The sequence below is a fragment of the Vibrio agarivorans genome (assembly GCF_030409635.1).
GTDB lineage: Bacteria > Pseudomonadota > Gammaproteobacteria > Enterobacterales > Vibrionaceae > Vibrio > Vibrio agarivorans.
In genome coordinates, this window is record NZ_JAUFQF010000001.1 from 779,689 (window position 1) to 794,198 (window position 14,510).

Below are 14,510 nucleotides of genomic sequence, written 5' to 3' on the forward strand. Positions count from 1 at the left end.
CTCCTACTTCGCTTGAGCGGTGATAATCTCACCTACCGCTTGGCCTGATTTCATCGTTCCAACACCCGATATAATCACTTGGTCACCAGCATCTAGTGCGCCAGTAACACAAATGTCATCACCTAATAGATGTTGTACTTCGACGGTTTTTAAAACTGCTTTGCCGTTATCCACGACAAAAACATTCTGAAAATCATTTCGTTTAGTCATAGACGAGTAAGGCAAGCAATAAACACCAGATGGGTTCGCGAACTCGGCTTCAACAATGACCGCTTTACCCGGAAGAACCGAAGCATCGTTGCTAGCTAATTCAAACACCACGGAATAAGTCTGTTTGATTGGATGAGGAACCGTACTAATTTCCGATGTTTTTGCCGAAATTTTGTCTTCTGCACCATGCCATGAGATTTGTGCGTTTTGGCCATAACCAAAACGATTAATCAAGCTTTCTGGTACATCAACAACCGCTTGTAGCTTAGAAGGTTTGTGAATTTGAAAAACAGGAACACCCGGAAGAACCTGTTCAAACTGTTCAGTATTCTGTTGACCAACAACACCATCAAACGGCGAAACAAGCGTGGTATAACGTATTGCATCTTCCGCTTTCTTAATGTTTTGCTTAACCACGTCTACAGCGGCTTTGCTACGCTCATAACCGCTGCGAGCGCGGTCTAAGTTCACTTTAGCAATGGCGTTTTCTGAAATAGCTTGCTTAACACGGCGCAGCTCTGAATTGGCTAGACGAAATGCTGATTCAGCCTCCGACAAGCGCGCTTGCAGCTCCATCAATGCGACCTGATAGTCATGAGAGTCTAGCTGTGCGAGCTTGTCACCTTTGCTAACAACATCGCCTGTTGCAACATAGATTTCTTCTACTGTGCCTGGTACACGGAAAGCGACATTGGCTTCATCAACCGACTCTAGTCGGCCCGCAAAATACTGTTGATATGAGTTGTCGTGGTGGCCTAGTTCAATAACGTTTACTGGACGCGGCGTTTTGTCAGCTGCAGTCACCGCTTCATCACTACATCCAACAAGGATGCCTGCGACAGCGATAGCAACTAGGGTGTTCTTTGATTGGCTTTTCATAGTCTTCCCTTCGTAGTTCTTTGCACCGTGAAGCTTGTATCTTGAGGTGCCGTTAAATACATGGAATGTATGTAAGAGAACTTGGCTTTGGAGCCGATGGGTTGGCTCAAACATCATTCCGTAATTGATGATGTAAGTTTGCGGTAAGGGGGACGTTTTAAATACTGTCAGAGTTACTAGTAGGCACTGTAAATTTTACTAGTCGGGAAGCAAAAACCTTACTAGTCGAGCGACAGTGGGAGTAGCTAGACACGATGGAAAGCGGCTCGAAAGCCGCTTTCCATCGTGCAAAAATAAATGAGAGAAGACTTAGAGAAACGCTTGATTTAGATGGGATCTGTCAGCGCAATACCGATACCGAATCGACGCTGTGAATGATTGTAATCAATCAGTGATTCACCATAGCCATCGGTGTATTGGATATAGCCTCTTAGGCGCTTCCAGATGGGAAAGGTGACACCCAATTCAACAAAGCCTTTGTGGGTTGAGAAGTTGTTCCTGACAGTGCCGAAAAACTTCACACTTTCATATTGATAAGCCGCTGTCGCCTCGAAGTTACCCATGTAGTCTTCAATGTCTGGATTATCGTCATCTGCATCATCTTCGCTGATACGAACCCAAGGACGAATAGCAAACGCCGTATTTTCTTTTTCCCAAAAGCCAAGTAAATACGCGCGGTTCCAACTTCTTGAAAGAGGCTCACTGCGCCCGTTCGATTGATGCTCAATACCGACGCCCCAACCAAAGTTATGCCCAAAATGCTGCCACTCTGTCGGTGCCACGTAAAACAACTCCGGTTGATAATTGGTTTCTCTAAAAGGTGCGGAGATGTCGTCTGAATAAATTTGCCACCAAGACTGAGCCGTAAACCCAAAATAGAGGGCATCATCTGGGGCGAATAGATCACCATAGTTAAGGGGGACTTTGATACTCAGTTGGATTTTCGCTTCTTGATCATCAAAGTTCTCTTGCCAATCCGGACGACTATCGTAAGCGGCACGGTTAATCGAGTCAGTTTTGGTGTAAGGCAATATGTAGTTCATCTTGTGGGGCGTCAAAACAAATGGGTTATCTTGAGTATCTTTCTCTTGCTGTATTCTCCGCTCTGCCATCGATAACTCTTTTTTTTCTGGCTCTACGTCATGCTCATGACTTTCATGGGCTAACACCGCTGTGCTCGTCGGTAGTAATACCAGTGTATGCAGTAGGCATTGATGTAATTTGTTCATCTTTATTCCTTCCCTCTTTATTGTTACGACACGAGAATTTATCCCGTACTCATATTCGAAGACTTAATATGAACAATAATTAGACACCGCAAATCTAACAACTCGTAATTTTACCAATACTACCTACAATTACCCACCCTCACTAACTGACTTTATATAAGTCAACGTTTAACTTACCAAATTCAAACCAAAATAAACCGTAAGTGTTTTTTTGCTTCTCGACTAGTAAATTTCACAGTATGACCAATTTAATAAATTAGCCATTATGTACCTAAGCCAAGCAACATTGCTTCTGATTTGGTTTAAATACTTTGAAAAACATTTTAAAAAATCACATTGACTATTAGGAAACAGACTATGAAAAAGCTAACTACAATTGCACCACTTCTAGCAACAGCACTTATCGCGGCACCAACAATTGCAGCTGATATGGATGTCGATTGGTTCGTGGGTGCGGGTGTCGGCTACCAAAATGATGACGTGAGTGGTAGCAATGCAACAAACGGTGAAGATGCCTCGTACGAGCTTCGTGGTGGTGCCATCCTCAACGAAAACCACCGTGTAATGGGCACTGTTGGTTATATGGACAAGTTAGAGCAAACTAAATTTATCGCTTCTTATGACTATCTCTACTCTGTTTATGACAACATTAACCTGTTTGCAGGTGTCTCTATCGGTGCTGCTGACAGCGAAGTGGCTAACGAGAGTTCCACTGAGTTTGTTTGGGGTGGACAAGTCGGCGCAATGTATGAGTTTAATGACAACTGGACAACTGAATTGTCGTACCGCTATTTAGCTCTGGACTTTGAAGAGAAAGGTGTGGAAATTGATAACACGCAGCAAGTAGTTGTGTCAGTCGATTACCGATTCTAATTAATTTGATATTTATAAATATTAATTAAACATCTATAAAGAGCAGGCCTAGCCTGCTCTTTTTTATTTGAAAGGCTATTAGTAATTCCTCACCCTATCACTGGTAATTCTACGAGTGAATATTTATCCACATCAGTAATAAAATAAGAGCGTAAATTAAACTCATTCTATAAAGGACTACGCTATGAATATGAACATCACCAGTTCAGTGTTCCCCAAGAACCATTTCACTTTTTCCACACGTAATTTAGACTTAATACACGATATGGGAATCAGAGTGACAACGGGTTGCAGTCTGTGCTTACTTGGAATGCTAGCTATCGCAAAACCCTTACTGACTGAAATCGGGTTTGCAGTTTCACTCTCGATTTTGTTTGCTTGTTGTGCGTTAGCCCTGACTTTTTTGACAACAAAACAACCGCATAGCGTTACTTCACTTATCCAAGCAAAAGGCATTAGAACCGTTGCTCTATCTGTTATCTCATTGCTCACGGCATCCCTACTCATCAGTCAACATACACAGACCACGCTCACTTACCTAACAGGGGCAAGCGTACTCTTTTTCTTAGTTAGAGAAAGTGCTGCGATATTAAAAGCAGTACTCCGTGATGAAAAAGCGAAATTTGCCCAACATTCGCTCGACTTTACCCTGACTATCGCAGCTCTATTGATGTTTATTACAGGATGGCAAGTGAATGGAGAATATGTGTTAACGAGTGTTCTCGGTATGAAGTTCGTCTTTGCTGGGTGTGATTGGGTATTGCTAATGCGTGAAGAAAAAGGGAGTTGTAATTAGTTTGTCGTTTACTTAGGCTCTGCGGCCTAATTTAACTTAAGAGTGAACGCTAGCCAAATCGTTCACATTTTAAGCAATATCGTGAGTTTTGGGCATACCTATCCCAGTTAGTTTGTTGAGTGCTTTAGTCATGGCGTCAGTCTCAGCGACTTATGGGTTGTAATTTTGAATTGAGCGTGAAGCACCTAGTCGTTGTTTTACACGATACATAGCGGTCTCCGACAATGACCGCTTATGGTAACGATACTTCTGTTTACGCTTACTGTTTGAGCCATGAGCTTTTAGCAGCCAACTGCCAGATTACGTGGATGCCCCTTTCCCAGAATGCTGCCCCTCACGCCGAGAGACTAGAGGTCTCGCTTTCTTTGCCCTAATCACCCTGTGACATTCTCTTGTCTCGTATGCACTATTTGCCGAGATTTCCTTGATGGTTCGGCGTGTTTGGCTAAGTAAGTTGGGGAGTACTTTCGCATCGATTACACCCGATAGTGTCAGCTCACCGGCTTATACTTCTCCAGTACAAGCTCAATGGTAGTGCCTTTATTTTCTTCTGATGAGATATCTAGTTGCCCTCCAATCAGACGAGAGCGTTCCATCATACTTTTGAGACCAAGCCCAGGGGAAACACGAGCGGATTTAACGTCAAACCCCATACCATCATCCGTTATTTGCAGTACCACGTTATTACGAACTATGGCGATACTGATCTCAACCTTCGATGCTTCAGAGTATTTTGACACATTTCTCAACGCCTCCTGAACGATCCTAAATACAACCAACTCTGAATCATTCGGCAGTTCGATTTTCTTGGCCGAACAAAAGAATGCTACCTCTATCTCTTCTCTACGTCTAAAGTTATCTATTTCTGAACGGAGGGCCTCAATGAGACCCAGATCATCTAAAATTGAGGGATGCAAACGACGGGATAATCCGTGAGTATCTTCTGCAATACCGACTAAACCCTTTTTTATCTCTTTCAGCGTGTTCTTGGTTGCTACATCCTCAATATCCCTTTCAAGGGTTCCAGCCTGAATCGATAGAACGGCAAGGCGCTGACTTAAATCATCGTGCAACTCTCTCGCAACGCGCTTACGCTCTTCCTCTTGTACGCTAAGAAGTTTTGAAGCCAATTCTCTCAATTCATGTTGCTGTTCAATCAAGGATTGCTGGTTTCTCTTAAATAAGCTGATGTCTTGAATAATTGCTGAGCCACCAGCCAACTTTCCATTCTCACTAAACTTACATTCTGCAATTTCATTTACCCACTTAAACCCTTCAGATTGTTCGAGCCGATACTCAATATTGACCAAACCTGTTGTGAGCGCCTTTGCCCACGCAGAGAGATAAACCTCTCGGTCTTCAGGGTAAATCAATTGCACAAAATCAAGGCGAGATAACGAACGCCCCTTTGCCACGCCAATAATATGAGCGGCCTCGTGAGATAAGCTATGCAAATGATTCTCGCTGTCAAAATCTAGACTGCCCAATTTAGCGACTCGTTGGGCATTACCAAGTTGCGTACTTGTCTTTTGCAACACCGCCAGTGTTTTTCTCCGGTTGTAATAAGCCGCCGTGACAGTGACAGAGATAAACAATAAACCAAGCCCTAAGGCCCATAACAAATATGGTTGCCAACGATTTTTCTCTACGACAGTAACGTTACTCCATTTTTCTGTCAGTAATGCCATCTGCTCGGAACCAATGGATGCAATCACTTTGTTAAACAAACTAACTAACTCGGGTTTAGATGGATGAACACCAATAGCAATCTCCAGTGAATACTCTGTCTGCCCTGATTCCTTGATATTGTTGATCCCCATTGTTTGAGAAAGGTACCTAACAACCAACGGGCTCTCTACAACGGCATCAACTTCCCCATTGGATAGTGCTCTTAGGCTATCTTGGAGGTTGCTATACTCTTCAACGTTAATCTCCGGGTATCCCGCTTTTATTTTTTCGACGATACCACTACCTTTTGCACCACCGATCTTCTTGCCTTTCAGATCAGAAATGTTGGCAAGTAATTGCTTATCTAGCTGAGTATGTATCGAATAACTAAGTCTATGAGTTGGATGAGTAAAGAGTAATTGCTTCTTACGCTCTGGAGTAATGTTCATCGTCATTACGAAATCTAAATCTCCGGCCAACAATGCGTTATATGTATCCGTCCAGCTTCGATACTTTTCTAGGTGAGACTGTAAATCATAGTGCGCTTCAAACCGTTCGATAATATCAACAGCTGCTCCCCCAAGTTCACCATTCGTATCAATGTACCCGAAAGGGGCTGCACGTAGGGCCGAGCTAAACGCGAGACGAGGGTGACGCTCTAACCACTTCTTTTCTTCAGGGCTCAATGTATCTATCAAGTCATTTCGTTCGCGAGTAATTGTCATCCACTTATCACGTAACTCTCGCAACTCTTCTCGGGTAATGGAGTCGATGGCCTTATTTATAGAAGAAGTAAGTAGAGGCCAATCCCCCCGAACGGCTAATCTCGCTTTATTTGCCAAATTGCCTGATTCAGACCTTAAATATCCTTTAATTTCAACATTAGAAATAAAGTTTTTATACAAGTGAGTATTACAGGTTATTACTTCACATAAGTAATAGTCAACCTCACCACGCAGTACAGCATTGATCCCTTCTCCTGGGGTACTATAGGCTTTAACATTGAGTTCTGAATGGTTTTCACTTAGATAACGTTGCTCTAAATAGCCCCTAGTTACGGCAATCACTTGCTCGTTAACTTCGTAGATAGATTTAATTGGTGCCGTGCCTTCCCGACCAAAAAATGCCGTTTCAGAGCCTTCAAAATAAGAAGATGTAAAGTCCATATACTGATCAATATCTTCTCGGTACCGAACAAATTGCAAAACATCCAGATTTTTATCTTTCGCCATATCAAGCTGTTGGGCCCAGTCCTTACTCGAACCATAGGAAAACTCGATACCTAGGCGATTAGCTATTAAGTTTAGGTAGTCTATTGAGTACCCTTTTAATCGCCCATTTTTCTCATACACAAAAGGAGCAAAATCATCATATGTAGAGACGCGAATCTTTGGCGCCTTCAACAACCATGAACGTTCATTCTTAGTGAGGCCAAGGTCGACAGAATTGGTTTGAAAATCGATGAACCACTTTTGTCTTAACGAATCTAAGACAGAAGGGTCAAGGCGCAGGCGAGCTTGCTCAAATTTGTTTATCAATTCTTCAGGAACGGCCTTGCTATACATTACATGTATTGGCTGAAAGAAAGGCTGAATAAACTTCGGTGCTGGGGAAACACGTAAATTAGGTATCAGTTCCGCTCGCTGTATATGTAAGCCTATCGATATGTCTATGAAGGTAACGTCGGCATCTCCAGAAGCAACCATCTGTAACGCTTCTTTTAGGTTTTTCGTTTCCACGATGTTCACATCTGGAAAACTGGCCTTGAAACTTTCGGTAATGCTAAAACCAACCGGGCTGGCTATGGTTAATTCACGTAACGATTCTGATGTCAATTGCTCGAGGTTGTCTTTTCTTCCATCTCGCCAAAACGTACCAACATACCTCTGAAGAAGAACATCGCCAAAAACAAAGTCATCATTGAAACGATCTACTTTCGCCCCTTCCGTTATATAGCCTTCAAGGCTGGTTACAGCATGCTCAACAACCTTTTTACGATTCGGAAAAATCTCCCACTCAAGCTGTACATTCGCTTCATCAGCGACAAGCTTATAGTACTCACTAAAGTATCCCGTCGGTTCACCGTCCTTGACGTAAGTATAAGGGGCAACACTTCCTTCAGGAACGACGATTTTAATTGTCTCAGTAGCCTGCACTTCGTTCATTGACGAAAGTGAGAGAAACAACACAAGAAACATAGGCAGTAGGTAAATTTTCGCTTTCATATGCATCCTTGCAAACGACTGAATTAACAATCCAATAACAACACCAAGATATCATTTTCCACCCTGCTCGACTAGGAGATAGCATGGTAATATTAACCAACACCAAAATTTTCAGGGTAGCGGTCATCATTTGCTTACTTATCAAGCAGCTTATCTTTCTGGATTCAGATGAGCTTCACCCACTGGCTCACAGTTCCTTATATCACTTAACCATCGTTCAGGGTTTAGCTATTTTGTAGCGAGTAATACCTCAGCATGACGCTTCACGATCTCTTTATCTTGCCCATTGTGACGCTGTGAAGGCGTGACCTAGTTTAGCTTACTGTGTGTTGTTGGTTGTACCAGCGCACGTAGGCTTCAACCCAACGTCGACGGCTGTTGAGAGTTTCAAAGCCCTTTATCGGCCAGTTTCACCACCAACATGAAAAGTAATGTCTTGAGCTTGAATTTTGAACGTAAAAAAACGCAATAAAGCGTTTGTTTTTTTTAATATTTAGATTGGATTTACAACAGATAGGAGTTGGAGCGTGCAGCGGGAATCGAACCCGCATCATCAGCTTGGAAGCATTACACCCACTCAATTTTTTATTGGATGAAAACACTAATAAAATTAAATTTCAATAGCTTATCAAACTACCCCCTATCAAATTTCAATCCCATTTTTCACCATTTTTGATCGATTTTTTTAACTTTGAGTCGCAAACAATGTACACTTATTGTACATTTTGTGACTTAAACGAGCGTTTGAAATGTCTCATATTTTATCAAATCGTTCAAAAAATCGATTAGAATTTTCGATTCATCGAGCTGCCCTCCCCGCCTTTTCGTTCTTTCATACTCGGCAGTTTTGGGTGGATAAAGCGGTTATGCAGCAGTCGTCTTTAGATGAGATTAATGTCGGTCTCACACTTCAGGCCGTGCGCATATCAAACAACAAAATCGCCATTATATCCGGATTTGAATCCTTCAGTTTTTCATTAACATCACTGAAGCTCATCGACTGCGAAGTGCTTATTCACGATGAGATGAATGATGTTGAAGTCGAGAAAAGAGCATGGTTGGCCGTGTTACGCACCATGCTTTCCTCAATCGACAACAAATCAGCAGAGGACTTTCGTCGAGCACTTAACCAACAGGCGCCAAACACCATCATTAAGTCTCTTTTTGATAAGAATAAATTGAGCCAAAAACAGCTCTCCGCCATAACACATTCTTCTAGAAGCTCTCTCGCTCAGCAAAACGCCAAAGCACAACTCCAAGAAACGCCGTCCAATGAAGAACCTTCCATTTTTGAGCGACTGTTACAGGAGAAAAAACGAGATGTTTGAGGGCGTACAAGAGCGGTTTAAACATAAGAATATCGAGCGTTTTCTAACGCAGCTCTTCCCATTCGACGAGAGTCACAATGCTCTTATCGCAACTGAAGTCATTCGGCTATGTGCCGTCATCAGAGAAGAATATAGAAACGAATTCCCTGAAATCCCCTTTCTTGTTTCAGAAGCCCATAGAGTACAACGCCCGCCAGCTTCGGCAAATTTGCACGATATAGTCATCTCAATTTCGAATAGTAAAAATCTTGGTGTCCACTATCTACCTGCTTTCTTGTCATCCAACCTTTTACTGACCTCCTATGACCGAAACAAATTCGACCAATATAAAGCGCTGACTTTTTTATCCGTGGCGCGCCTTTCATTTATTGGCACGCATCAATCAAAAATCAAAGACATCTGTAATGACGTGAGGTTATTTGCCAATGGTAAACGAGAAACAATGGCCGCTTACTTACCAGACATTGAGCAACTCAATTTTCACCAGCTTGTAGAAGCGTTTCAAACTCTTGTTGATGAAGAGAATGATGATCGTCCCCCAAACCAAGTGGTCGACAAACTTAATCACTATCGCCGACCCTATGAGTCCACTTTAAACTACTCGGACGGCTACACTCGTAATGTTACTAGTAATGAATTCAAAAAAAGTGGTCGCCTTGAGCAAGGTGAACTCAAAACACTCGATGACGATGGTGAAGAAGGGTTATTTGAGCTAACACAGTTCAACGAAGGCCCCAAATCAACGAGTCATAGCTGGCAAAAAGAAGACCACCACGGTGAGAGCAGTCGAACGACAAGTATAGTCAGCAGCTATACCGATAATCAACCGAGCTATGCAGCTGGGGCATTGCATGCTCGCGCCATTCAAGCTCGTATTGAAAAGCGAGACATGAGCTTGGCTTGCGATATAGACAGTGCGACTATTTATGAAATAGGAGCCTTGGTTCGCTATTGCATGGAACAAATCGGCACCAATTCAAACACTTTGATGGCAGCCAAGTTATTGCTTGTTATGCTATTTAGCGGCAGTACCTACACCCAAGCAAAAAAACTGAAAAGTAAACGCTCCTCGCGCCGAAAGCTCGTAGGCTTTTGCCGAAAGCACAGGCTGCCTTCTCAAAAGCAGCGTACTGAGCTCCTGCCTCTTCTGACAAAAACCACGGAAGAGTTTTGGTTGCCTTTACCGCAGATTGTCTGTCAGAGCTTGAGTAGCCTTACTTTCAGAGATGTGGAAGAAGCGGAGCTGAAAGGATTGCTCAGTTACATTAACAAACGGCATGATACACATCTAACACTGAGAAAAGTAACATCCTATCTCAGACAGAAGCTGTCGCATGAAAATGTTGACTCGACCATTATTGCTTTGCTTACAGGTGAGGTAATAAACACCATACCTGCTGTGTTTTACCTCCAGCTTTGTCATGGATACTTACTTCAAACATACAACCGTTACTTGGACTTCCTATCACACTTAACTCTAGAACCCTCCGCGTTCACTCTGTTCGATGAAATTCCCAACCCTTCATCGCTTGGTTCACCCCTGTATATTGAAACGGATGTATTGTCTTCCTTGTTTTCCCACCTTCAGTCAAAGCTGAACTCAAAGCAGCCAAAAGATGAATGCTTCCATAACAACATCACAATTTACACTCAGCTTGTTCTTGCGATTGCATCAGGCTATCGCCCCGTCACCGGTTGGTTTGGAAAAATCACGCACTTATCACTGCAAACAAGAGACTATTGGATTTCGGACAAAGAGTCCGGTTTTGGTGATAATAGCCGCGTCATCAAGCTTCCAGAAATCGCGATTAAAATCCTCAACAACTATTTGAGCTACTGCAAGCGACGTGTACTACAGCTCGACAACACTCAACCGGAGTTATCACTCGAATATCAACGCTTACTCGCAGGGGAGACACATCTCTTTTTCTACTTAAGAGAAAGTCGGTATGAACCGTGTACACCATCAAACTACACATTTTTCATTGACGCAGTCTTCCCTCTCCAAGCCAACTGGGCACGACATCACACACGCTCCCTATTAACTGCAAAGGGCGTTGACACCTCAGTCATTAACGCTTGGATGGGGCATATGAATCAATCGAAGCGCAGTTTTCACGAGTTTAGTACGCTCACCCGCCAACATATGGTGACGATCTCAAACATCCTTAACGAACACCTGTTAGATATTGGCGTAGAGGCCACCTATGACTGAGATTGGTGTCGAAGCTCGCCGTAAAAATCGACTGAACCAGATAGAGCGAGTCAATCAAAAAGCACAGCAAGTATTCGAGAAATATTTCCCGAACCCAGTCATAGTGCCGAAGCCTGAACGTTTTTATAAAGACTGGGCGAAGTTCATCGATGACATCACCCACATATTTGGGCGAATTGGCGATTACCGACGTGCCTTTAACGTCGGTGTAAAAAACGTCCTCAGTTATCAAAAACTCTATAACTGGAAGGTCAGCCCTCCAAGTTACATTGTCACCAAAAAGTCACCTAAACCACTGCGCACGCTCGATTGGATGCAGAATGCTTGGAAAGGCTATGAGTTCTATCAGCATTGGTACTTCGGTGAGCTACTGAAGTCGCCCGCTCCATCCAAAGAGCAAGCTTTTCGGAATCTCATCCTTTCGCTCATCTATCATAGCGGTCAAGCGAACCCTGATGTTGTAGACGCCTTCCAACAATTGATTGTTAACTCAAGCGTCAAAGTGAATCATTGGAATCACTCGCCTTTTATTAGCGTGACCATCGACTCAAAGCGGTTTAATACCAATGTTGATATCGCGGGAAATAAATTCACTCAATTTCAATGCTATCTTCATCCAATTACACTTGGCTTGTTGCGTATGTGGAAACGGTGGCAGCGTCATAGCTGGCAAGCGCCTAAAGATAGAGGTGAACTGAGCGCAATATTAACAAACAACCAATGCGCCCTGACTTTCAGCCAGCTTTGCCAAACCTCTGTGTACGTGGCAGAAAACCAATCTGACTTAGCAATCAGCCAGGCGCTCATTGAATACCAGGTGAGTAAAACAAAATCTTACGGGCTTCCGACGAGCAACCTTGCCCGCTTGATTCACCCAATGGTCTATCCATTGACGGATATCAACTTTACCTCCGGTTCGGCTTCCTCAGACTCAAAGGTCAGTGCAAAGAAAGCGAAGCCAAAATCACAACACCTTGGACTCTTTGACAAACTAAAAGGTTGTTTTCGCCCAAAGGGAACCCTCAAACCAGTGAGCAAAGCAACACTCAAGCAAAGCCTAGAATCGTTGATAGGAGGAATATCGAGTGAAGAAGCAATAAACCAACGCTTACTCATCCAATGGTATCGCCATAAGCTAGACACCTGCAGTGTTGGTACATTAAAAGCGTACCATTCCAGTCTGACACGAAAGTGGCTTTACCTGTGCGAAAGGTATCCACTGAATGCACTCAACGGTGAAGCATTAGAGCAAATCTATAAGCAAACCATCGACAGCCACACGTCAGACAAGTCGAAGAAGTACTTTGCAGGTCGGCTCAAAGACTTACACGCTTTTGCTGTGGAAGCCAATGTACTTACGCCTATTTCGAGTGATTATTTACACACAGACCCGACTCAAGCCCATACTCGCGCCGCATTTGTCGATGAAGCCCTATTCACAGGCCTACTTAACGGCATCTCTTCTATTGAGGGGCTAAATGAAGCCGATGAGCTGTGCCTTAAATCAATGTGTATCCTCTCCTATCGATGCGGTCTAAGGCTCAATGAGTTGGCCAAGTTACGAATCAAGGACATTGAGCATTCCAAAACTGGCTGGCTATCCGTTCGAGATAATCACCTTGGCCAAAACAAAACCGCGGCGAGTTTACGGAAAGTACCTCTCTACCCAATGTTGCTTAAGTATGAAACCCAAATCATCAACGACTATTACCATATCAAGCAGGAACAACCACTTGGACAAAAGCACCCGTTCTTTTCGCTTGGCGCCGACGCAAAGCTTCCGGTCGATAACTTTCGAGTTTCTATGCTCGTTGGGGAACTACTCAAGACCCTTTCCCAGTTGAACTATTTTGTGTTTCACCACCTTCGCCATAGCTGCTTAAGCAGACTGCAACTTATCTTGGAAATAGATGACTTAAGCTCACTACCCCAACAGTTATCTCCATACGATAGAAACCAGCTCAAGCAAATCAAAAGCATCGTGTTTGGAAAATCGGCTATGAACGGCTACGATGTCATTGCCTCTATGGCGGGTCATGAGTCGCCACGGATGACATTTGAGCATTATTTCCATTTTTCTGACTGGATCGTTGCTCAAAAACTGAAAAATATCGACTTTGCGCTTCCTCAAGGCACGATGAGCCAAGTGGGCTTATTGCCTCAAAAGGTTCCTGTGGAGAAAAGACTCAAACGATATGTCCTACCCTATTTGATGAAAAAGCTCGCTATTCAAGAGCTATCAACCAACATAGACAATGGCATTGTGCCCACGCTCCATATTAAAGATGATAAAGAAATCCGTTCCTTTCCGATTTGCCAGAGTGCTTTAGAGCTATATCAGCAAGGTTTTAGTCATGACGACATTTGTTCGAGGCTAAGAATCACCGAGGCAACTCTAGACAAGTGGGTCAGCAATGCCAAGCACATCAAAACATTTTCCACTGAGTCGGCTGGTCAGCAATACTCACGTCATTTTTCTAATGCCCGCTCGACGAAACTTCTGCCCTCAGCACTCAAAACTTCCATTGAGATGAAAACGCAAAATCAATACATAAAAGATTTAAAAGAGCACTACCAGCAACATCAGGAAGCTATCGTCGATACCATTACGTATGCCCTTAAGCACGCCAGTGTTTCTCGCTCAGGTATCCATTTCAATTCGCCCATTGAATTGAACAAGTTTCTGGAGACCACCCACTTATTTATCCCCAAGGCTCACTGGCGCGCAGCAACGCAGTACCTCGATAGCAGCGTAAAAAAAACGGAGTGGGTCGATGCCCTCAAAGGTATTAAAACGTACAAGGAGAGGAAACCATCAGGTCGTAGTAAAAAAGCACAGGGGGCGGTTAGATTGGAATTAATACACCCTAGTTCACGAATGAACAACAAGCCAAAAACTAAGCAATCATCCCCACTTTTGCTGCATTTATTCCATATGATGGGCATTATGATGATGAATCCAAATAGTGGGGATATGTCTACAAATTAAACACTAAGGATTGAACAATCTCTGAAACATTTTTGGACATAACCTTGTTGAACGAAGCCGCTCTGCGGCAGAGAATATAAAAGCGCTCGGTATTCTTT

The 14,510-nt window shown here is 43.3% G+C and carries 8 protein-coding genes and 1 pseudogene; 5 read left to right on the forward strand and 4 right to left on the reverse strand.

Annotation, left to right across the window (positions count from 1 at the left end):
• Window positions 1-3: 3 nt before the first annotated feature.
• Both QWZ05_RS03330 and QWZ05_RS03335 read right to left on the reverse strand, forming a co-directional pair.
• Window positions 4-1,089 carry an efflux RND transporter periplasmic adaptor subunit gene (locus QWZ05_RS03330; RefSeq protein ID WP_290296513.1) on the reverse strand — a complete coding sequence of 362 codons (1,086 nt, stop codon included), beginning with the start codon at window positions 1,087-1,089 and terminating at the stop codon, window positions 4-6.
• Between the two features lie 326 nt (window positions 1,090-1,415).
• Window positions 1,416-2,318 (reverse strand): phospholipase A, encoded by a 903-nt coding sequence (locus tag QWZ05_RS03335; RefSeq protein ID WP_290296515.1) that lies wholly within the window; start codon window positions 2,316-2,318, stop codon window positions 1,416-1,418.
• Between the two features lie 357 nt (window positions 2,319-2,675).
• Between QWZ05_RS03335 and QWZ05_RS03340 the strand changes: the two genes are divergently transcribed.
• Together QWZ05_RS03340 and QWZ05_RS03345 are read left to right on the forward strand one after the other, a co-directional pair.
• Window positions 2,676-3,191 carry a porin family protein gene (locus QWZ05_RS03340; RefSeq protein ID WP_290296517.1) on the forward strand — a complete coding sequence of 172 codons (516 nt, stop codon included), beginning with the start codon at window positions 2,676-2,678 and terminating at the stop codon, window positions 3,189-3,191.
• Between the two features lie 184 nt (window positions 3,192-3,375).
• A complete protein-coding gene (locus QWZ05_RS03345; protein ID WP_290296519.1) occupies window positions 3,376-3,987 on the forward strand; it encodes a hypothetical protein in 612 nt (203 codons plus the stop codon).
• A gap of 69 nt (window positions 3,988-4,056) precedes the next feature.
• Here the strand turns inward: QWZ05_RS03345 and QWZ05_RS03350 are convergent.
• Both QWZ05_RS03350 and QWZ05_RS03355 read right to left on the reverse strand, forming a co-directional pair.
• Window positions 4,057-4,491: pseudogene (locus QWZ05_RS03350) on the reverse strand (transposase); the annotation flags it as partial.
• The gene (locus tag QWZ05_RS03355) at window positions 4,479-7,886 is read right to left on the reverse strand and encodes a transporter substrate-binding domain-containing protein (protein WP_435433658.1); all 3,408 of its coding nucleotides are present in this window, start codon (window positions 7,884-7,886) and stop codon (window positions 4,479-4,481) included. The pseudogene QWZ05_RS03350 and the gene QWZ05_RS03355, both read right to left, overlap by 13 nt.
• Before the next feature lie 743 nt (window positions 7,887-8,629).
• Here QWZ05_RS03355 and QWZ05_RS03360 point away from each other — a divergent pair.
• The 3 genes from QWZ05_RS03360 to QWZ05_RS03370 are packed head-to-tail and all read left to right on the forward strand — an operon-like array spanning window position 8,630 to window position 14,412.
• The gene (locus tag QWZ05_RS03360; protein WP_290296520.1) at window positions 8,630-9,208 is read left to right on the forward strand and encodes a hypothetical protein; all 579 of its coding nucleotides are present in this window, start codon (window positions 8,630-8,632) and stop codon (window positions 9,206-9,208) included.
• The gene (locus tag QWZ05_RS03365) at window positions 9,201-11,423 is read left to right on the forward strand and encodes a hypothetical protein (protein WP_290296522.1); all 2,223 of its coding nucleotides are present in this window, start codon (window positions 9,201-9,203) and stop codon (window positions 11,421-11,423) included. Before QWZ05_RS03360 ends, QWZ05_RS03365 begins: the two co-directional genes overlap by 8 nt.
• Window positions 11,416-14,412 (forward strand): tyrosine-type recombinase/integrase, encoded by a 2,997-nt coding sequence (locus QWZ05_RS03370; RefSeq protein WP_290296523.1) that lies wholly within the window; start codon window positions 11,416-11,418, stop codon window positions 14,410-14,412. Before QWZ05_RS03365 ends, QWZ05_RS03370 begins: the two co-directional genes overlap by 8 nt.
• Window positions 14,413-14,510: the final 98 nt, after the last annotated feature.